Source organism: Microcystis sp. Msp_OC_L_20101000_S702, assembly GCF_007095705.1.
Lineage (GTDB): Bacteria > Cyanobacteriota > Cyanobacteriia > Cyanobacteriales > Microcystaceae > Microcystis > Microcystis ichthyoblabe_A.
The window spans coordinates 20,486-40,197 of the sequence record NZ_SFBO01000201.1 but is presented as its reverse complement, the minus strand read 5'-3'; the positions used below and the strand labels follow the sequence as shown (position 1 = coordinate 40,197).

18 protein-coding genes and 1 pseudogene are annotated in these 19,712 nt (G+C 42.4%); 5 read left to right on the top strand and 14 right to left on the bottom strand.

What is annotated here, in order from left to right:
- Positions 1–190 precede the first annotated feature (190 nt).
- Positions 191–721: a translation initiation factor IF-3 gene (gene infC, locus EWV60_RS20725; protein WP_002736104.1), complete on the bottom strand. Its 531-nt coding sequence runs from the start codon at positions 719–721 to the stop codon at positions 191–193.
- Between the two features lie 402 nt (positions 722–1,123).
- Between infC and EWV60_RS20720 the strand changes: the two genes are divergently transcribed.
- The gene (locus tag EWV60_RS20720) at positions 1,124–2,440 is read left to right on the top strand and encodes an AAA family ATPase (protein ID WP_287234407.1); all 1,317 of its coding nucleotides are present in this window, start codon (positions 1,124–1,126) and stop codon (positions 2,438–2,440) included.
- 2 nt (positions 2,441–2,442) lie between these two features.
- On the opposite strand, the gene EWV60_RS20715 is transcribed toward EWV60_RS20720, so the two are convergent.
- The 7 genes from EWV60_RS20715 to EWV60_RS20685 all read right to left on the bottom strand — a co-directional run bounded on the left by EWV60_RS20715 (position 2,443) and on the right by EWV60_RS20685 (position 9,015).
- Positions 2,443–3,354: a hypothetical protein gene (locus tag EWV60_RS20715; RefSeq protein ID WP_287234404.1), complete on the bottom strand. Its 912-nt coding sequence runs from the start codon at positions 3,352–3,354 to the stop codon at positions 2,443–2,445.
- Positions 3,296–4,756, bottom strand: coding sequence for an AAA family ATPase (locus EWV60_RS20710; protein ID WP_008206637.1), 1,461 nt, complete (start codon positions 4,754–4,756; stop codon positions 3,296–3,298). The genes EWV60_RS20715 and EWV60_RS20710 overlap by 59 nt, the downstream gene beginning before the upstream one ends.
- Before the next feature lie 27 nt (positions 4,757–4,783).
- Positions 4,784–4,918, bottom strand: a complete 135-nt coding sequence (locus tag EWV60_RS20705; protein ID WP_256378293.1) for a hypothetical protein — start codon at positions 4,916–4,918, stop codon at positions 4,784–4,786.
- A gap of 49 nt (positions 4,919–4,967) precedes the next feature.
- Positions 4,968–6,263 (bottom strand): adenylosuccinate lyase, encoded by a 1,296-nt coding sequence (gene purB / locus EWV60_RS20700; RefSeq protein ID WP_159251422.1) that lies wholly within the window; start codon positions 6,261–6,263, stop codon positions 4,968–4,970.
- Positions 6,264–6,671: 408 nt separating this feature from the next.
- The gene (locus EWV60_RS20695) at positions 6,672–8,006 is read right to left on the bottom strand and encodes an FAD-binding oxidoreductase (protein WP_287234398.1); all 1,335 of its coding nucleotides are present in this window, start codon (positions 8,004–8,006) and stop codon (positions 6,672–6,674) included.
- Positions 8,007–8,278: 272 nt separating this feature from the next.
- Positions 8,279–8,398, bottom strand: a complete 120-nt coding sequence (locus EWV60_RS20690; RefSeq protein WP_002737284.1) for a photosystem II protein Y — start codon at positions 8,396–8,398, stop codon at positions 8,279–8,281.
- 65 nt (positions 8,399–8,463) lie between these two features.
- Positions 8,464–9,015, bottom strand: coding sequence for a gamma carbonic anhydrase family protein (locus EWV60_RS20685; protein WP_002753087.1), 552 nt, complete (start codon positions 9,013–9,015; stop codon positions 8,464–8,466).
- A gap of 108 nt (positions 9,016–9,123) precedes the next feature.
- On the opposite strand from EWV60_RS20685, the gene EWV60_RS20680 reads away from it, so the two are divergent.
- Positions 9,124–9,639, top strand: a complete 516-nt coding sequence (locus tag EWV60_RS20680) for a TIGR02652 family protein (RefSeq protein ID WP_002737231.1) — start codon at positions 9,124–9,126, stop codon at positions 9,637–9,639.
- Positions 9,640–9,655: 16 nt separating this feature from the next.
- Entirely contained in the window at positions 9,656–10,090 is a 435-nt protein-coding gene (locus EWV60_RS20675; protein ID WP_002736212.1) for a VOC family protein, read from the top strand.
- On the opposite strand, the gene EWV60_RS20670 is transcribed toward EWV60_RS20675, so the two are convergent.
- Positions 10,087–10,755, bottom strand: a complete 669-nt coding sequence (locus EWV60_RS20670) for a hypothetical protein (RefSeq protein WP_044034163.1) — start codon at positions 10,753–10,755, stop codon at positions 10,087–10,089. The two genes, EWV60_RS20675 and EWV60_RS20670, sit on opposite strands and share 4 nt — an antisense overlap.
- Positions 10,756–11,366: 611 nt before the next feature.
- On the opposite strand from EWV60_RS20670, the gene EWV60_RS20665 reads away from it, so the two are divergent.
- Positions 11,367–13,220 carry a DCC1-like thiol-disulfide oxidoreductase family protein gene (locus EWV60_RS20665; protein ID WP_287234394.1) on the top strand — a complete coding sequence of 618 codons (1,854 nt, stop codon included), beginning with the start codon at positions 11,367–11,369 and terminating at the stop codon, positions 13,218–13,220.
- A gap of 97 nt (positions 13,221–13,317) precedes the next feature.
- Here the strand turns inward: EWV60_RS20665 and EWV60_RS20660 are convergent, their stop codons facing one another.
- From EWV60_RS20660 to EWV60_RS20640, 5 genes and pseudogenes are all read right to left on the bottom strand, one after another.
- Complete coding sequence (locus EWV60_RS20660; protein WP_002792971.1) at positions 13,318–13,659, bottom strand: DUF760 domain-containing protein; 342 nt, start codon at positions 13,657–13,659, stop codon at positions 13,318–13,320.
- Between the two features lie 190 nt (positions 13,660–13,849).
- Positions 13,850–15,013 (bottom strand): GuaB3 family IMP dehydrogenase-related protein, encoded by a 1,164-nt coding sequence (locus EWV60_RS20655; protein WP_002747415.1) that lies wholly within the window; start codon positions 15,011–15,013, stop codon positions 13,850–13,852.
- 82 nt (positions 15,014–15,095) lie between these two features.
- Positions 15,096–15,332, bottom strand: a complete 237-nt coding sequence (locus EWV60_RS20650; RefSeq protein ID WP_016514875.1) for a hypothetical protein — start codon at positions 15,330–15,332, stop codon at positions 15,096–15,098.
- Between the two features lie 90 nt (positions 15,333–15,422).
- A complete protein-coding gene (locus tag EWV60_RS20645) occupies positions 15,423–16,112 on the bottom strand; it encodes a lecithin retinol acyltransferase family protein (RefSeq protein ID WP_079209177.1) in 690 nt (229 codons plus the stop codon).
- Between the two features lie 109 nt (positions 16,113–16,221).
- Positions 16,222–16,372, bottom strand: a pseudogene (locus tag EWV60_RS20640) (transposase); the annotation flags it as partial.
- A gap of 528 nt (positions 16,373–16,900) precedes the next feature.
- Between EWV60_RS20640 and EWV60_RS20635 the strand changes: the two are divergent.
- Positions 16,901–19,708, top strand: a complete 2,808-nt coding sequence (locus EWV60_RS20635) for a sulfatase-like hydrolase/transferase (protein WP_287234388.1) — start codon at positions 16,901–16,903, stop codon at positions 19,706–19,708.
- The last annotated feature ends 4 nt before the right edge of the window (positions 19,709–19,712 follow it).

The window sequence follows — 19,712 nt, the reverse complement described above, 5'->3', positions numbered from 1 at the left end:
TTTCTCTTTTTGTCAAATTTTATGTTAAGAAAGATGTGACTAATGGATAGCTTATCAAGGGGGGCAGGGGGGATCGAACCTAAAATCCATTTTTAATTTAATTATAACCAGCTACTTAAATGATCGGGTTCCTTTCGGGATTTCCGAAGAACAAAAAAGGGGACTTCGCCCCTTTTTCCGGATTAGTTAGTTATTTTTTCGGCGATAACATCATCATCATGTTACGACCTTCTTTTTTTGGTGCTTGCTGTACCTCAGCTACATCCTCTAAATCCTTGGCCATGCGAGCCAGTAATTCTTCCGCTAGGTTAGAGTGTTGAATTTCCCGACCTCGGAAGGTAATCGTCGCTTTTACCTTATCTCCCGCTTTTAAAAAACGTTGCGCTTGGTTGACTCGCACGTTGTAGTCATGCTCATCGATTTTATAGCGCATTTTAACTTCTTTTATATCGGCTGTATGCTGTTTTTTCTTGGCTTCGCGGGCTTTTTTCTCCTGTTCAAACTTGTACTTGCCATAGTCCATAATCCGGCAAACGGGAGGACTTGCCGTTTCACTGACGAGGACGAGATCAAGTTCCTTTTCTTCGGCCACGCGCAAAGCTTCGGCAGGAGTAATAATGCCTAGCTGAGAGCCGTCGCTATCGATAACGCGGATTTCGGGAAAGCGGATTCTTTCGTTAATTTGGGGGAGATCGCGAGTAGTGCGTCTTTTATCTATCACAGGCGTTCTGGGTTATCTCTATTCTAGTTAGTTAATCGGTTGGAGTTTACAAAATGGTTTACTTGCTATTCTACCTACTCGATCGAGTTTCTTGGCCAATTGTTAAGTTTTCTTGCAATGTTAATTTTTAGCCGCCGGTCCTCAGCCCCCGGCCGTCAGCCAGATAAGCTGTTGTCTATGGGTTTTGTCAGACTAAGACCCTATACTCTCAGGAATCGATCGGTAAGGTGCGTTACCCCTCGTTGCGGCAGGTAACGCACCCGACAAAATCGGCGTAATCGCACTACCTCTGTAAACCAATGTCTAGATTATAGTAGGACAGTATCAGGCGAAAGTTGATAAGATTTTCCAGTATGGTTAAATGTTGCACTGATGTTTTAATATTACCTATCGCCTAAAACTATGATTACTTATATTAAAATTCATGGCTTTAAATCCTTTCATAATTTTGAAATGGAATTTACGCCGCTTACTGTAGTTGCTGGGGTTAATGCTTCTGGTAAGAGTAATTTATTTGATGCTTTGCAATTGTTGGCGCGGCTGGCAGAAGTGGATCTGAAGACGGCTTTTAGCGAGCAACGAGGACATCCTAGCGAACTTTTTACCCAGTATGATGAGGACGACTACGCCACGGAAATGGAATTTATAGTTGAAATGTTAGTCAATCGCAAGGTAAAAGATAATTGGGGTGGGGAAGTCGATCCCCTTAAATATACAAGGTTGCGCTATCAATTAAAAATTAAACGAGAGTCTAATATAAGTGGATTTGAAAACTTGTATATTGTTGATGAACGTTTAGAAAATTTAAAGCACAATGAAGATAATTGGGTAAAAAATTATATTCCTAAGACAGTATTGGAAACTTGGCGACCAAAAGTAACGGGTAGGAGAGCGATTCCTTATATTAATACTGAAGATAAGAGTGGTATTGCTACCATTGTTGTACATCAAGATCGTAAACAGGGAAATAAAAAAGTATTTCTGGCAAAAAGCGCATCACAAACTGTTTTAAGCAGCATTAATACTATAGATTTTCAACATATATTAGCCGCCAAACAAGAAATGCTGAGTTGGAAGTTTATGCAGCTTAATCCCGAAGATCTGCGAGAACCTACTCGTCAAGATATGGGCATCAGAGATACAATAACAGCAAGCGGAAAGAATTTAGCCGCTGCTTTATTTCGCATCAAACAAGATGATGAATATACCCTCACAGCAATTTCCCGTGATCTCAATAATCTGCTACCGAATCTTACAGAAGTTAATGTTTATGACGACAAAGCAAATCGACAATTTATTATCAAGGTAAAAGGTAATGATAATCGGGAGTTTTCTTCGAGAGTGCTTTCCGAAGGAACCCTACGTTTATTAACATTATGTGTCCTGCAATACGACCGACAACACACAGGATTACTGTGTTTTGAAGAGCCAGAAAATGGCATTCATCCTTTTCGTATTGAAGCAATGGCAAGATTATTAAAAGAGCTAACTGTCGATTTTGAAGATACTGAAATGCCTTTACGCCAAGTAATAGTGAACACTCATTCTCCGGTTCTGGTGAGTCAATTAATTAATTGGCAAGATGATGAAAATGTCAGCATTTGGCTTTCTCAACTTACCACTATAATATCCACTATTGAAGGGAAGCGAATTAAGATGAAAAGCAGTAATTTTCACCCTGTTATCAAAGAGAATAAAAAGCAATTAACCTTTTTTTAATACTAACTATTGATTAGGCGACTTACCATCTCTACCATTCCATATATGTTTAAATTTTTAATCTCTTCCTGAATTTGATCGATTGAACTTTGAGAATCATCACTACAGTAAGCCAATTGAACTTTCTTTCCCTGCGGATCGGTTAATAGGGTGATCAAGTCTCGATCGCTCGACACCTGATAATCTATATAGATGCCTTTTCTATCTTTGGCGGGAGTGAATTTACATGAATAATAGTTATCCTGTTTACGTTTGTCCGATGCTTGTCTAGCCAACAATTTTTCGATTAACAAACAATCGGATTCTTTATGTTGCTCGTCGTGACTATGCTTTATTTTGCTTAAATCCGCTTTAGTGTGAGTCTTGGAAACATAACGATAAAGCTCCGCTTTATCCTTATACTGGATAGGTAAAATAATAAATCCTTTCTCCGCTTCCTCTTTGATCGCCTTTCGAGGAATATCGGCATTATAGGGAGTTAATAGGATAGCTTGTAATTTATATTTGAGTTTACTGGTGACATGATCGGCAATTTCTCGTTTTAAAATATCTCTAAAAGTTGTAATTTGTTCGATAGCTGTACTCGTGGAATTTTTATTAGTTCCCTTCATCTCGATAATCGTCAGCAGAAGTAAGCCATTCTGAATAAAAAGAGATAAATAATCAGGTCTTTTCTGCTTTTGATTTGTAACGAGAGGATCCTCCCGACGATCAGTTTTAAATAAAATACAAACGGAATCTTTTTCTGGCTTGGTAATCCGAAAGCTGACACCGCTTTCGGGTGGAGCGATCCGATTGGGTACGGTACAGAAAATAAGCAAATTTTCTAAAAAGTTAAATTTTTGCCAATCGAGTTTATTCTTCTTCTGAGGAACATTCTTCTTCGGTTTCTTGGTTTTGTTGTCCTGCTTCATAAATTGCAAAAAACTTTTGTTGAATATCAACTGATACATCGCTGAGAGTATCCCAACGAATACCGTATTCAGGGTCGTGTAAAGAAAGTAATTGATTATTTTTCATTTCATAGGCGCTAACCTGTTCCATTTTAAGAAAAGCTCGGCTATCTTGCAGATAAAGCAATTTAGCTTGTTCGGCTAAAAGTTCTGGATTTTGGTGATTACCATTAACGATATTGTTAAGATGAGCCATCAAATAGGGGCTATGAGTCGTCAATAAAATTCTAACTCCTAAATTTACTAAAATCGCTAAAGATTCTAACAATTTTACCTGAGATTCTGGATGTAAGTTCATTTCAGGCTCATCGATCACCAGAAAATCCCCGGATTTTGCTCGATAGCGTAAATAGAGTAAAAGCGGGGCTAATTGTTTAATAGACGAGGAAGCATTATAAAGATCGATTTCTAAACTTCTTTTTACCGAAACTTTAATTTCTCTGCCTCCAATTTTAGTCTTTTTAAAGATTGTTTTATTGTTATTTTGAATATACTTTTCAATTTGATCAGCTAATTTTTGAAAATCATTTTTGTTTTTGGCAATGGGATCGGGCTTATTTTCTAGTTCTATGTCAGTTAAAAAATCTAAAAAATCCTCTACTGGTTGAGGATAGCGAATATCTCCCTGTTCTTTCAGTAACTCTAACTGTCTATCTCGATTAATACGTCTATTAATACGTCCTTGTGTCAATAGCTCTCTCTGATTCCCTTTAAGTAGCTTATATCTTCTATTGCCCAGCATTTTATAGGTATTTATAAAAGCGTTTCTTTCGGCGGGTAAAGGAAGTGCGTCGGAAAATGAAAATTTTACAACAGCAGCAACAAAATTAAGAAAAACTATGTCTTTATAATTATTAATTTTATCTTCCTTTTCTTGATAAAATAAAATCTCATTATTGTTCTCGCTTCGCTCGATTTTCTTGATTCCAAGTGAAGCTAATGACCCGCGATATTCAATTGTATCCGCTAAAACTTTTTCTATAGCTGTTTTAATATCATCTTCGGAAATTTCGATACTGAATTTCGTTTTTTCAAAAATCTTGCCGCTAGAATCTTGGAAAAAAGATTGTAGTTTTATCCCGCTAAATTCAGATGCGGACTTTTGAACAATTTCGGATATAACATCATAAAAATGTCGGTCTATTTTTAAAGACCAATGATCGGCTTGATTTGTAAATTCTATTTTTTCTAAAATTTCACTAGAAAAATAAAAGCCGTCAAGCTGATTAATCCATAACCCATAAATCGAGTAGGCGATATAAGTTTTATTAGAATTATTCGGGCCAATAATAACGGTTAGAGGCCGAAGATCCACTTCTGCCTCTTTAATACTACCTAAATTCAAGAGTTTGATTTTCATCATAAAAACGAACACTCCGAATACAGACCCTTATTTTACCCGATTCGTACTCGCTTGCGCCGATTCTTTAGTTTTATCTTCAAACGCGACCTTGATCGAGAAACGAATAGCGATCGCTTTCTGAGAAAAGATCGATCGCCAACCGACAATCCAAAACGCTGTCATTACCTTTCTAAAGCAACAAGCTAGTGGTTAGCTGATCACTGAAAGCTCCTTAAATATCTAACCTTTGGTAGATGCTATTAAGATGATTTAGGTGCTGCTGGGGATCAAAGCAACTTTCGATCTCGTCGGGGGATAAAATGCCGGTAACTCGTTCATCTTGACCGATAAAAGCTTTAAAATTGCCGTTATCGGTGTTCCAAGCGCGATGGGCGTTTTCTTGGACGATTTTATAGGCAGATTCCCGGCTAATTCCCTTACTCACCAAAGTTAAAAGAACTCTTTGACTGAAAATCACGCCACCGTAAACATTCATATTTCGCTTCATGTTTTCGGGATACACCAGCAGATTTTTGACTAAATCGGTGATTTCCTTGAGCATAAAGTGGGTCAAAATGCAAACATCCGGCAGCATCACCCGTTCTACGGAACTATGGGAAATATCCCTTTCGTGCCAGAGGGCGATATTTTCTAAAGCGGAAACGCTATGACTACGGATAATTCTCGCCATTCCCGTTAAGCGTTCTGAGCGGATGGGATTACGTTTATGGGGCATAGCGGAGGAGCCTTTTTGTCCTTTGGAAAAGTATTCTTCCACTTCTAGGACATCGGTTCTTTGCAGGTTGCGAATCTCCACGGCAAAACGTTCGATCGAAGCCGCTAATAAGGCTAATTGTTGCACATAATCGGCGTGTCGATCGCGCGATATCACTTGAGTGGAAGCGGTATCCGGTTCTAATCCTAACTTCTGACAGGTTAACGCCTCAATTTTCGGGTCAATATTGGCATAGGTTCCCACCGCACCAGATATTTTACCGATGGCGATGTCTTGGCGCAAGCGAATTAAACGATCGCGTCCTCGCAGCACTTCCGCTAACCATCCCGCTAGTTTAAAGCCAAAGGTGATCGGTTCGGCGTGAATGCCGTGGGAACGTCCCACCATGACTGTATAACGGTGTTCTTGGGCGCGATAACGCAGGGCTTGAATGAAATCTTCTAATTGTTCTAAAATCAGGTTTAAACTGGCGACTAATTGTAAGGACAGAGCGGTATCTAATACATCAGAACTGGTTAAACCCAAATGAATATAACGCCCCGGCTCGCCCACATATTCGTTAACATTTGTTAAAAAGGCGATGACATCGTGGCGCACTTCTGCTTCTATTTCTAAAATGCGATCGGGATCAAAATTAGCTTTTGCCTTAATTTCTTCTACTGCATCCCCGGGAATATAGCCTAATTCTGCCTGCGCTTCACAGACGGCTATCTCTACCTCTAGCCATGTTTGATATTTATATCTATCCGTCCACAAATTCCCCATTGCAGGGAGAGTATAACGCTCGATCACTATTAATTCTTCCAAGACAACCGTTTAATTGTATCGGATCGGGGCAAGTCTGGGAATAGGCAGGGGGCAGCGGGGAGTTTTGTTTTCCCCACTCCCTTTTCACCGGTTAGTAATTCGGTAGTAGCGGTGAGGCTCTTCTAGGTTGTGTGTGATAAGTTTAACTTACAATATGATTGATTGATCTTTGTGTCCTTTGTGTTTTTGTGGTTCGTTCCACCCCCTCTCTAGGAGGATTATATCTTAGAATACATTTTACCCACCAAATCCAAGAGATAATGTACCTTTTGGGCGAACGCAGTTCGCCCCTACATTGTGGACAAAATCCGTTACTGTAGGGGCGCAAAGCTTGCGCCCTCCGATCAATTGGGATATTATTCCCACGCAAGTCCCTTAGCCTGAATCGAATCCCTACCCCCTTGCTTCAACCCATGCTCGCATTTTACCCGGATTGTTTAATCCGTAGGGATCGACGAGTTGTTTAAATTCTAGTTGTAGCGGATTAATCTGTCTGCTGCCGCCATCTTCCATGATATAAGTGTGAGGATTGGCAATAGCTGCCCCCTGTTGTTCATAGATAGCAATAATCTCATTTAATCGAGTTTCTGTGGTAAATTCTAGCAAGGGAAGACCGGCGGGAATAACTTTACCTTGAAATCTCAAAAATTCTAGGTGCATCATTATTTCCTCCCCAAAATAATTATAGAGTTTCTCTACCGTGGCTAGATTAAAATAAAAAGCCTGTAGATAAGTTATTTTGGGGTTAAAACTACGCGCATGGAGAGTGGTATGATTCCAAGTAAATTCTAAGATACTGTTGCCTTTTTGGGTTTCTTCTGGCGTTTTATAGTAGGTAAGTTCACCATTATATTCTTTAATTAAAGATTCTAATGCGACTCGATCGCTGTCCGATACTATTAACAAAACTGCCGCTTTTCCTGTGGGTAAATAATCCTTAAGAGCAGTAAAATAAGCGGGAATTGGCCAGGAGTGAACACTAACCATTTTCTTGACAATGCCATCACTATCACTGAGAGCTTGACCGAATTTAGCGGCGGTGAGAAAATCGGCAAAAGTAACGATAAATTCTGCCCAAGGATAACAGGGAGCGAGGGCTATTTCTAACTCGGTAATAATGCCATTGGTTCCGTAGGCATGATTGACTTTTTCTACCTCATCCCCCCGTAGTTCGATAATTTTTGGTTCTGTTTCTAGGGTGACTAACTGCACTGCTTGCAGATTGCCTCTATCCTTCAATTGTCCATAATTAATCGAACCCATGCCCACACTGCCACCCCCGATAAAACCGCCAATTGTCGCCGTCCGATAGGTAGAGGGAGCCATTCTTAATTCCCAACCGATTGCGCGAGCTTGTTTATCAAAAAAGGCCATTTTTACCCCCGCTTCTACCCGTGCTGTACCCGGTTTGATCGAGATAATTTTTGTTAGTTTGGTTGTGTCTAAAATTACTCCTCCCTGCAAGGGAACACATTGACCATAATTACCTGTACCCGCACCTCTAACTGTTAAAGGAATTTGGTATTTAACGCAGGTTTTAGCGATGTCAATAACTTCTTGGCTATTGTGGGGACGAATGACTAAATCAGCCCGTTTATCTTGCAGTTGTGCCTCTAAAATGGGACTAAAATGATAATAATCTAAGGAAAGTTTCGCCACTTGTCCCGGATCGGTGATAATTTCCAGATGGGCAAGTTCTTCAATGAGATTTTGATAGTTAGATTTCATGGTTAGGTAGAGATTGCTGAAAAGGTATATTGGTGGGGTTAGGAGACAGGATTCAGGAGCCAGGAGTCAGGATTCAGGATTCAGGATTCAGGATTCAGGATTCAGGAGTCAGGATTCAGGAGATTATTTTTATTTATTCCCCCCACACCCTACACCCCACACCCTACACCCCACACCCTACACCCTACACCCCAATCAGCGATCGCCCCATAAGGAAAAATTAAAAACCGATCGCCTAGGGGATCGGTTTTACTAAAAATTATAAACTTTTATTAACTTTGTTTGCTGAGAAACTGTTGAGCTTGTCTAATAGCGGCAGCGCCGATATTGAAGAAAGCCCAGCCACCAGCAATAAGCAAAGGGGTTAAAACGATTAACACTCTCCAGTCCATAGATTTCCTTCTCCTCGGTCAGTGCTTAAAAGATTGTTACTTGATTCTCATTTTATATTTATACCCTAAACCGCCCCTTTTGGGAATCCAGTATCAGTACCTTTTCCCCCATGAACGAGGGCAAGTTTAGCATAACGCTCGGCGTGTTCAATCAACTCTTGAGCCTCCTGTGACGACACTTCCCGGACGCGTTTAGCGGGAATACCCACCACTAAAGATCGCGGTGGTATATCTTTTGTCACAATACTACCCGCCCCGACAATACTACCCGCCCCGACGCGCACACCATCGAGAATCACTGCCCCAATGCCGATTAAACAACCGCGTTCAATATGGGCTGCGTGAATTACCGCCCGATGCCCGATGGTAACGTAATCTTCAAGGATAGTAATTTTGCCTGGATCTCCGTGTAGGATCGCCCCATCTTGGATATTAGTATAGGACCCAATTTCGATGCGTTCCACGTCGGCACGCAATACCGCCCCATACCAAACACTCACCCCCACAGCTAGGGAAATATCGCCTATTACCGTGGCATTAGGGGCGATAAAAGCCGCTTGACTGACATCGACAATCGGCCAGAAATTAGAAGTTGATCTTAAGTTATCTAAAGACATGGGAGGATCTGCACTAAAGTCGAAAGAGAATACCCGTCCAATTTGGTTGGGTATAATATATATAGGATTATTGGTACAAAGATAACAATTTTTAGTTTAGGTTCTTCCATGATCAATGCAAGTTTACAATACCCTGTTTTTGGCCCCGATATCCATTGTCCTCACTGTCGGCAGCTAATCCCCGCCCTCACTTTGACGGATACCTATTTGTGTCCGCGCCATGGGGCTTTTGAAGCCGATCCCAAAACGGGTGAGTTGGTTCACTTGCAGTCAGGACGGCATTGGCGACTCTGGAATGGTGAGTGGTATCGTCAACACACTCACCCGGATGGTATTCGTTTTGAGATTCACGAAGCACTCGATCGCCTCTATACCCAAGGATTTAAAGCGACTAAAGTAATTATTGCCAACCGTTATCGGGATTTAGTTAGTTCCTACCTAGAACGTAACACCACTTGGCGCGGTAATGAACCGGGTGAAGCCGCTATTCCCCGTCTCTACGGTTTACCAGTAGAATTTAGTCCCGATGCCCCCGATGAACCCTGTTGGGATGTAATTAACTTTGATCTGGAAAAAGAACCGGGGGTTCCCAAACGCTATCCCTATTTTCGTCTTTTTGACTGATTACTGATCACTGAAAATGCACCATGCTTCTATTCGGACGGCTAATATCCATCGGGCGATCGCTTTTTATCAACTTCTCGGTTTTACCCTAGAGGAAAGATTCACCACGGGTTATACTTTGGCCTGTTGGCTCATCGGGTTAAACGGACGCATCGAATTAATCCAAATTCCCCAACCGAAACCCGCACCCGATGCCTTTGGTGATCAGCATTATGTGGGTTATTATCACTTGTCTTTTGACCTAACAGAAAATGTCAGCAATTTACCAGAATGGTTAGAAAAATTAACAAATAACTTTCAGCAAGCCCATCAAGAGGATGCCAATTTATATCAACCTTTAAATATTCTTTTGCCCCCCCAACAACAGATGATCGGCGATCATGTCTATGAAGTCACCTTTATTGCCGATACAGACGGTTTACCCTTGGAATTTATCCGTCGTTTAACCTAAAAAGATTGTCCCACTTCTAGGACTTTTGTTTGGCCATTGCGAGACAAAATAACCTGTTGATTGCCAACTTCCACTAAAGTCCAACCGTTGACAAATTCCCCCGGAGAAATACGGGTAGTTATGCCCTTATTATCAAATAAAGCTGTAGATCGATCGCCTAAATCCATTACCCCCACCAGGGTATTTTTCACCTGATTATTGGTAGGAATAACCGCTGCCACCGGCGGTTTCACCTCGGGGGCAGCCGGTAATGGTGGTGCAGCAATGTCGGGACTTGAGGGTGTAACTGGGACAAGTTTGGCAGTAGTTTCAGGGGTTTGGGGATAAACAGGAACGTAAATTCTTTCTATGATCTGGGGAGTATTATTAACCGGTAAATTAGCGGGTGGTGCTGGTAGAACTGGCACTACTGGAGAAGGGTTATTTTTGGCAGCAGGATTGGGATCGGGGGATAAAGTTTGACTTTGCCGATCAATAATAGCAAGGGATGATTGCAGATAGGCAATAAATTTTTGATCTTCCTGGGAAATCGTGCCATTTTGAGAGATAGGGGCATTTTTTTGACTGATTAGCCATGCCACCACCCAACCTAGATAGATGCAAGCAATAACAAAAATAACTTTATCTAGGGGCATTCTGGGATTTTCTTCATAGCCCGCCGGCATATTTGTTTCACTCCTTGATCGATGCTGTAGTTTCGATTCTAACAGGATAACACTCATTTATTCTACCTCAATTTTCCTTTTTAACTCAGTGACGGATTTTGTTCACAATGTAGGGGCGAACTGCGTTCGCCCAAAAGGTACATTATCAAAGCGCAAGTCCCTAACCTGTTGGCGGCTGTTTGTAAGTGTGAGTTAGGTGTAGCAGCTTCTTAAAAGTTGCCAAACATTAATCAAGTCAAGGAGAATTTATTCTCAATTTTTATAATTGATAAAGTTTGTGATGCTTAAATAAAGAGGTTTTGACAACCAAATTAAAGCATATCTAAAGAGTTTTGAGTTAAAAGCAAAACTTCAGGTTTTCATTCAGAAGAAATGTACTAACTAATTTTCCAAAAAAAAATTAGTTAACCTATAATTATGACATATAATTAATTCGCAAGAGTTCTAATGTAAAAAACCTATACCTATGAGGGAGATGGGAGATGGGAGAGAAGAATAAATAAAAATAATCTCCTGAATACTGACTCGGAGAATACAGCTTTCTTTTGCCTTTGGCCTTTTTACTTGCTATAAAGTAGGTTTATTGAAAAAGTGGAGGGAATCATCATCCTATGGCGATAATGGCAAAATCATTTAGACAAAGACTAGCAGAGATTTTCGGGTTTGACCTGCGATCGCTGGCTTTATTTCGCATTGCCTTGGCGTTAGTGATTTTAGTCGATTTATCAGTTCGTTTTAGCCAAGTAACTGCCCATTACAGCGAATTAGGAGTTTTACCTCTAGGAAGCTTATCAAAAGTCTCTGCTAGTCCTTTTTACTGGTCTATTTTTGCTCTCAGTGACTCGGTGCTGGTGCAGAGTATCCTGTTTATTGTCGCTATAGCGATCGCATTATTGCTCTTAATTGGCTATCATACCCGTTTAGCCACGATCGCCACTTGGGCGCTAATCGTCTCTTTACATCATCGCAACCCCCTGTTACTATTTGCCGCCGATGACGTAATCCGGGCAGTATTATTCTGGGCGATGTTTTTACCCCTCGGTGCCTGTTATTCCGTGGAAAGTGCCTTAAACACCAATCCCAACCCCTTACCCAAGCGCGTAGTTTCGGCTGCCACGGTGGCTTTTATGATACAGGTGTGTTACATCTATATGTGGTCAGCGGCCTTTAAAACCAAAAGTGAGACTTGGTGGCCCGATGGTACGGCCGTTTATTACTCTCTCAGTTACGATCAATACGGTACTGCTTTTGCTGGTTTCTTACTATCTTTACCGCAACAATTACTAAAAATCCTGACCTTTTCAGCGTTAATCTTTGAATGGGTGGGTCCACTGCTTATTTTTATTCCCTTTCGCAATAGTTTCTTTAAAATAGTCGCTATTCTCTCGTTTATTCTCTTACATATCGGTTTTGCTCTCAGTTTTCATCTGGGAATTTTCCCGTTTTTGAGTGTCACCCATTGGTTGCCGATCATACCTAGTCTTGTCTGGGATTGGGGACAAAAACGGATGATAACCCCAGAAAGAGAAGGTTTAAGGATTAATTACGATCGAGATTGTGGATTTTGTAAGAAAGTTGTTCATCTTCTCCGCACTTTTCTCATTTTACCTGGCACTCCCCTGTTAGTCGCGCAAGATAACCCCTCAATATACGAGGATATGGTAGCCCAAAATTCTTGGGTAGTGGAAGATTGGCAGGGAAAACGCTGGTTTAAATGGTCAGCATTGGTTTATATTGTCAGTCTTTCGCCGATTTTCTGGTTTTTAGCCCCAATTTTGCGTTTACCGCCCCTCATGACCCTAGGAACGAGAATTTATGAGTGGATTGCCTCCCATCGTCGTTTTATGGGCAATTTCACTAAACCTCTCAAGTTTCGTCCCCTGACGATTAAATCCTCTTTACCCTTAAATATTTTGGTAATTTTCTTCTTATTGTTGACCAGTATCTGGAATTTACGCAGTTTTGTCCGGCAATCGGTCGATAGGGGTGATTTAAATACACCTTTAGTTCAATCCCTCGATCGCTTGCTCACCCGTCGTACTTTTAATACAATTGATATTCTGGCAAGAGTTACCCGTTTAGACCAATATTGGAGTATTTTTGCCCCTGGTCCGCCCCGGGATGATGCTTGGTTTCTGGCAGTCAGTCAATTAGTCGATGGTTCCACGGTAGATTTATTTAGAGAAGGACAGCCGGTAATTTGGGATAAACCCACGGATAGCGATCGCAATCGTTTGTATAAAACCATGCAGTGGCGACAATATTTTATTAATCTTAATCGAGCTATTGGTCGGTCAGTTTATGGAGAGTTTGGTCATTATCTCTGTCAAAACTGGAATCAGCAGCACAGTAGTGATCAACAGATTAAATCCCTGCAACTTTATATTATGCGGGAAAGGACTGTACCCCCCGGAGAAAAACAAGGAATCGAAAAAGAGCTACTCTGGCAGCAAAACTGTCTTTAATCAGTTATCAGTTATCAGTTATTAGTCAGATCAAAGTTATCTTGTAACTAAAATCTGATTGCTTCTTTTTCCCTTTCAAACTAACTACCGCTCAACTTTAAAAATCGCTGGAACCGCTCTGGAGAGTAGCGAGGGATTTTTCAAAATTCATTCTCTGTTCAGCATTGCGGAGAAAGTAACCACTCATCATTGCCGAGGCCAATAACCGGCCCAGATGTTCGCGACTGGTACTGATAGTGACACCGAAATGTTCGGAGGGAAGGTTGCCCAAAAGTCCGATAATGTTGCGTTCCATCACTTGGAAAACCTCTTGGGATTCTGGTTTCGAGAGTTGGGCGATTGTTTCGGGACTTAAGGTCTGCACATACTGCCACAAACTCTCGGAAAATTCACTATCGGTACCGAATAAATTGTGAGGGCGATCGTTTTCTCTATACACCTTTGATCTCCTTAACTCAATTTTTTTATAAACTATCCTTTTGGTTCTTCCAATTTAACAGTTTTTTGAGATAGTGGGAGTCGGTAGAACCGAACCTGAAGGGGATGGTCATACCAAGCAAAAAACCCATCTCCAGCACAAATCAAAAACTTAACACTGATGATAACCGATCACTGTTCACTGATAACTTTTATTTACCCATACCTAAATGCTGGGCCTTTTGATAGACTTTACCCTCCGTCAGCAGCGAGGGGGCAATCACCACTTCCACCTGTTGCATTTCCTTTAAGTTCTTAGCACCTAAAGTCCCCATACTGGTTTTCAGCGCCCCTAGGAGGTTATGAGTACCATCATCTAATTTTGCTGGTCCTACGAGGATTTCGGCAATAGTTCCCGTACTGCCCACACTAATCCTGGTTCCCCGGGGTAGAACCGGACTAGGTGTGGCCATACCCCAGTGAAAACCGCGGCCGGGGGCCTCCACGGACCGGGCAATGGGAGAACCAATCATCACCGCATCGGCGCCACAGGCGATACATTTGCAGATATCACCGCCGGTAATAATGCCGCCATCGGCAATAACGGGGACGTATTTACCGGTTTCTCGGAAAAAATCGTCCCTAGCGGCGGCACAATCGGCCACAGCAGTGGCCTGGGGAACTCCCACCCCTAAAACGCCGCGAGAAGTACAGGCAGCCCCCGGACCGATACCGACTAAAACCCCGGCTGCCCCAGTTTTCATCAGGTTAAGGGCGACTTCGTAGGTGACGCAATTGCCCAAAACCACGGGAATGGGCATTTCTTGGCACAATTGCACTAAATCGAGGGGGGTGATAGCTTCCGGGGATAAATGGGCAGTGGAAACGACGGTTGCTTGGACAAAGAGAATATCGGCCGCTGCTTGGGCAACGATAGCACCGTATTTGACGGCACCGGCAGGGGTGAGGCTAACTGCCGCAATACCGCCTTTTTCTTGAATTTCTTGGATACGAAGCTCGATTAGTTGCGGTTTAATCGGTTCTGCGTAGAGTTCCTGCATTAAACCGACGAATTCTGCTTTGCCGACTGCGGTAATGCGATCAAGAATCGGGTTAGGATCCTCGTAACGGGTTTGAATACCTTCGAGGTTTAGTACCCCTAGCGCCCCCAACTCGGAGAGAAGGACGGCCATTTTAGTATCCACCACCCCATCCATAGCGCTGGCGATAATCGGGATTTCCCGCTCGATATTGCCGAGAGACCAACGGGTATCGGCTAAACTAGGATCGAGGGTTCGCACTCCGGGTACAAGTGCGATTTCATCGATACCGTAAGCTCTACGGGCTGTTTTGCCCCGACCAATAATTGTATCCACGTTTCTATACTATTTCAGACCTATTTAGCCTAGACTAGCAAATTTCGCACCATCTCGAAAAGCTTTTCGGTATTATGGCAAACTAGGCATCGGGAAAATAATCGCCACAGTCGATCGCTTGTTCGGTGTTGGCGCTCCTGGGTTGTACACTACATTTGAGGCGATAATCGTTGGTAAAGTAGCGGCAGTGGGAGCAAGGGATAGAGTGCATCCGTCGCGCAACTTGCCAACTATCGCGCACGGCACTGGTTAAAGACCAGCAAACTAAAGCGATAATGGCAGCGGCGATTGAAAAACGTAAAATAATCCAGATTTCCATGGCGAGCAACTAAAATTACCTGATTTGAATAGGAATCAACTGAGGCAATCGGCAGAGGGTTAGATACTGAACAGTTTACTGACATCCAGACTAACCGTTAGCAATCACCAGACTTTTAAGAACATTTTCAGTCATGGCCGCTAATTGATCCAATTGTTCCTGATGGCGTTTTGCCTGTTTTTTGGCTTCTACCTTGCGTTTCAGAGCTTCCCGGGCTAAATCATCGCGATTTCTGCTTAAAGCTTCGATCGCTACTCGATTCCATGTTTCTGCTTCTTGAATGGCCTTTTTGTACTGGGGGTGAATTTCATCCCAACTGACCTTAAGATTGCTTAAAGCCCCTTTTAACAGGGTTTGGGCATTGTTGGGGTCGGCTCCGATCAGGGATTTTTTCAGAGGTTCGTAGAGTCCCACCGCTTGTAAATGGGTAATAATCGGGATAAATTCTTCTATCTGTTGACTTTTGCTAATACCGGTCTTACACCAAGTGGCAAAATGTTCGCAGTTGTTAAAAAGAAGATTATATTTCTGCTCCCCCAGACGACTTAGCGCCCTTTCTACCACCACATCGGGGATAAAGGAAAATCCCACCTCTACATGGCGCACCACATAGATTTTACCGCCCCTAGCAAAGGTTTCTAGGGAAGTTCGTTCCACAATCTCGCTCGGTTTTCGGTAATGAATGACGCTACCATCTCCGCAATCGATGCCATGATGGGCATAAACACCCTGAAGATTGAGCAATTCCCGATAGGCGTATATTTGATCCCCTTTAGCCATATTTTTTTAGTGATAAATTAAACAAGGAGATTATCTATTGAGTCAGTTTTTCCAGTTATTAATAAGCCATTCAGATTTGGGTCTTCTGGTTTTCGTGTTTTACTTTTTGTTATGAATTAAAGCCAGCAAACAGCTTAAGTCGAAAATGTTCAAGATTGCTTTAATTCATAACTTATTCTTTTAATAGGCTTTATTTTTGTATTCATGCCCTCAGTTAATCCATTGGTTGTATAATTTTCACAGTAATTATCTAACCGTTGACTCTGTGGAAGGACTCTGGTGGGGCAGCGGAGAAGGAGAATCACTAACCCTCCTAGAGGCGCGATTCCTGATTTTGAAAATATGCGCTGCCGCTTTTTAGCCAGCCTTTCGCCATAATTTTTGATTATCATCCTTGATCCAGAAGAGCCTTTTCTTATTTTACTAAAGAATGCTTAACAGAGAAACACCAGCCAGTATAATAATACAACCAAATAGTCTTTGTTTGATATTTTTTCCATGAAATAAAAAATAGCCATACCCCACACTCATCAATAAACTGCTTTGTTTCACCGCCACTGAATTCGCCGCCACCGTTCAATTAAATCTTTTGCCAGATAAAGATTTAGTCGATTTATGCCCCCCTATCGAACCATAACAAGTAACGGAGAACCGTCAAGGTAAAGTTTTATGACAGGATTCAACGTTTCTGCATCTAGTCAGTCAGTTACTGGTACGCTTCAAACTTGAATGGGCCGCTCTCAGACGAGCGAATCAGACACCTGTGACAAGCCTCTTACGGAGACTCTATGGCTAAACAATTCAACGGGACAATCACCCTCGATATTCGCGATTCCGTACCCGATTGGGAACCCTACGCCGAACCGAAAGCACCCGCAAATTCACCGAATATTCTTTACATAGTCATTGACGATACGGGATTTGGTGCCTGGGAAATGTTTGGTGGCAAAATTAAAATGCCCAATTTAGCTCGTATTGCTCAAAAAGGCTTAATTTATACCAACTTTCACACTACCGCTCTTTGTTCTCCCACTCGTTCATCCCTATTAAATGGACGCAATGCTACCAGTAACGGGATGTCTTGTATCGAAGAGGTGACAGCGGGTTTCCCTGGTAATAATGGTCGCATTCCCTTTGAAAATGCCATGATTCCAGCCGTATTGAGTGAGCGTGGCTGGAGTACCTTCGCCCTTGGTAAATGGCACTTAGTGCCAGAAGAAGAGGCAAATATGGCATCCACGAAGCGGCATTGGCCTTTAGGTCGTGGTTTTGAACGCTATTATGGCTTTTTAGGCGGAGAAACCGATCAATGGTATCCAGATCTGGTCTATGATAACCATCTGATTGAACCTCCTTATGGTCCCAATATGGGGGATACAGAGAACGGTTATCATCTATCGAAAGACCTGGTAGATAAGGCAGTTGCCTTTATCCAAGATCAAAAGGCGATCGCTCCAGATAAACCTTGGCTGATGTACTTCTGTCCCGGTGCCAACCATGCACCCCATCAAATCTGGCCTCAGAAGATCCTAGATTATGATTATAACACGAGCCTGGGAGATCCCGATAATCCAGAGGATTTATCCTTTGTCGAGACAAGTATCTTTAAAGATGGCTATGAAGTCTATCGCACAGAAGTCCTTGCCAAAATGAAAGAATTAGGCATCTTTGGGGATGAGGTAACAGAACCCTCGGTGATTAATCCTCATGGTGAAGGTGAGCTTGCACAACATAACCCTGACCACACTAAGATCCAAGGAGTTCCTGATGGTAAGACGTGGCCTCAAACTGATTGGGTAAAACCTTGGGAAGGATTAAGTCCCGAAGAAAAGGCATTATTTATCCGTATGGCCGAGATTTATGCGGCATTCTCCACCTATACCGATGAACAAATCGGTCGTTTGCTCGATTTTCTCGAAGAAACGGGTCAAATGGATAACACCATCATTGTTGCTGTAGCTGATAATGGTGCTAGTGCAGAAGGTGGGCCTAATGGTTCAGTGAATGAAAACCTGTTCTTTAACGGTATTCCCGATGATTTTGACAAGAACTTTGCCCTTCTCCAAGATTTAGGCACACTGAAAACCTATAATCACTATCCTACAGGATGGGCTTGGGGCTTTGATACGCCTTTCAAATACTGGAAACGTTGGTCAGGTTATGAAGGTGGTGCTGCAACTCCCTTTATGATGTGTGGACCGGGTATTAAGAAGTCACGAATGGCAGATACGGGGATTCGCAAACAGTACATTCACGCGGTTGACTTAGTACCTACCCTTTACGAAATGTGTGGTGTAGAACCCCCAGAAGTGGTTAAAGGTTACACCCAAAATCCCATTGAGGGAATTAGCTTCGCCTATACTTTCGCTCCCGAATATGCTCAACCTGAGTATCAATTTGCTTACAGACTCTCTGACAAGCAAAAACCCAAGGATGCCAATGGAAAACCCAAGAAAGTGCGAGAAACTCAGTTCTATTCGATGTTAGGAACAAGAGGAGTCTGGTATAAAGGTTGGCACGTTTGTACTGTCCATGCTCCTGCACCTTCCAATTGGGGTAATTTTGAGAAGGATATCTGGGAATTGTACTGTATGGATGGGGATCGGGAATTAACTCCCGATCCGACTCAATCTCGTAACTTAGCTAATGACCCGAAATATGCCGATAAACTCGAACAGATGAAGTATATGTGGTTCGTGCAAGCAGGGTTATACAAAGGTATGCCTATTGATGATCGCTCGGCTATGGGTGGAGATCGTCCCCAATTACGTCCCCCAGCATTTGCTCAAGATGACCCAAAGGATGCTACCTTCAGTTACACCTATTATCCAGGGGGATCAGAAATTCCCGAAGCCGTTGCTCCGAATACCCGAGGTCGTTCTTACGAAATCGAAGCCATTGTTGATTTCTCCACGGGTGAGACTCCTAAAGGGGTAATGATAGCTCATGGAGGAAGTTTTGGTGGATATAGTTTCTATATCTACGAGGGCAAACTCTGTTATGTCTATAACTGGTTAGGACAACAGCAACAGAAGATCACTTGTCCACTCTCTAAGCTTGCCGACGAGGAAAATACACTCAAAGTTGTATTTAACAAGAAGCCCAATCAACCGGATAGCAAGTTTGGTGGTAGTACCATTGGTGGTACTACCATAGGAGATATACAACTCTATATCAATGGTATTAAGCAAAGTGCCACGATTGAGAGAGCTTTCCCTGAAGATCCCGATAAATTCCTGGTTGTACTTTCCAAGAAGCCAAATCCAAATTCAGAACCACTAGAGAGCAAGTTTGGTGGTAGTACCATAGGAGAGGTACAACTCTATATCAATGGTATTAAGCAAAATGCCACGATTGAGGAAGCTTTCCCAGAATATCCTGAGCAATTCCTGACTCAACCGGGTAAGTTTGGGGCGGGATTTAATATTGGTCGAGATCCCGGACAGCCTGTATCATCAGACTACGAACATGAGTTCGAGTTTTTCGAGTTTGAAGGTGCGAAGCTGAAAAAAGTCATTGTCACGATTAAAAATGACGCGGGTGCGGGCGCGATCGATCCTGAGACAGAATTAATAGGGATGTTGTGGCGTGACTAATCTG

Coding starts and splice junctions, on each gene's coding strand:
- EWV60_RS20705 (WP_256378293.1), bottom strand. CDS start 4,918: ATGACAGCGTTTTGGATTGTCGGTTGGCGATCGATCTTTTCTCAGAAA.
- EWV60_RS20690 (WP_002737284.1), bottom strand. CDS start 8,398: ATGGACTGGAGAGTGTTAATCGTTTTAACCCCTTTGCTTATTGCTGGT.
- EWV60_RS20650 (WP_016514875.1), bottom strand. CDS start 15,332: ATGGAAATCTGGATTATTTTACGTTTTTCAATCGCCGCTGCCATTATC.
- EWV60_RS20670 (WP_044034163.1), bottom strand. CDS start 10,755: ATGCCGGCGGGCTATGAAGAAAATCCCAGAATGCCCCTAGATAAAGTT.
- EWV60_RS20710 (WP_008206637.1), bottom strand. CDS start 4,756: ATGATGAAAATCAAACTCTTGAATTTAGGTAGTATTAAAGAGGCAGAA.
- EWV60_RS20675 (WP_002736212.1), top strand. CDS start 9,656: ATGCACCATGCTTCTATTCGGACGGCTAATATCCATCGGGCGATCGCT.
- EWV60_RS20685 (WP_002753087.1), bottom strand. CDS start 9,015: ATGTCTTTAGATAACTTAAGATCAACTTCTAATTTCTGGCCGATTGTC.
- EWV60_RS20665 (WP_287234394.1), top strand. CDS start 11,367: ATGGCGATAATGGCAAAATCATTTAGACAAAGACTAGCAGAGATTTTC.
- EWV60_RS20720 (WP_287234407.1), top strand. CDS start 1,124: ATGATTACTTATATTAAAATTCATGGCTTTAAATCCTTTCATAATTTT.
- EWV60_RS20635 (WP_287234388.1), top strand. CDS start 16,901: ATGGCTAAACAATTCAACGGGACAATCACCCTCGATATTCGCGATTCC.
- EWV60_RS20695 (WP_287234398.1), bottom strand. CDS start 8,006: ATGAAATCTAACTATCAAAATCTCATTGAAGAACTTGCCCATCTGGAA.
- EWV60_RS20680 (WP_002737231.1), top strand. CDS start 9,124: ATGATCAATGCAAGTTTACAATACCCTGTTTTTGGCCCCGATATCCAT.
- EWV60_RS20645 (WP_079209177.1), bottom strand. CDS start 16,112: ATGGCTAAAGGGGATCAAATATACGCCTATCGGGAATTGCTCAATCTT.
- EWV60_RS20715 (WP_287234404.1), bottom strand. CDS start 3,354: ATGAAGCAGGACAACAAAACCAAGAAACCGAAGAAGAATGTTCCTCAG.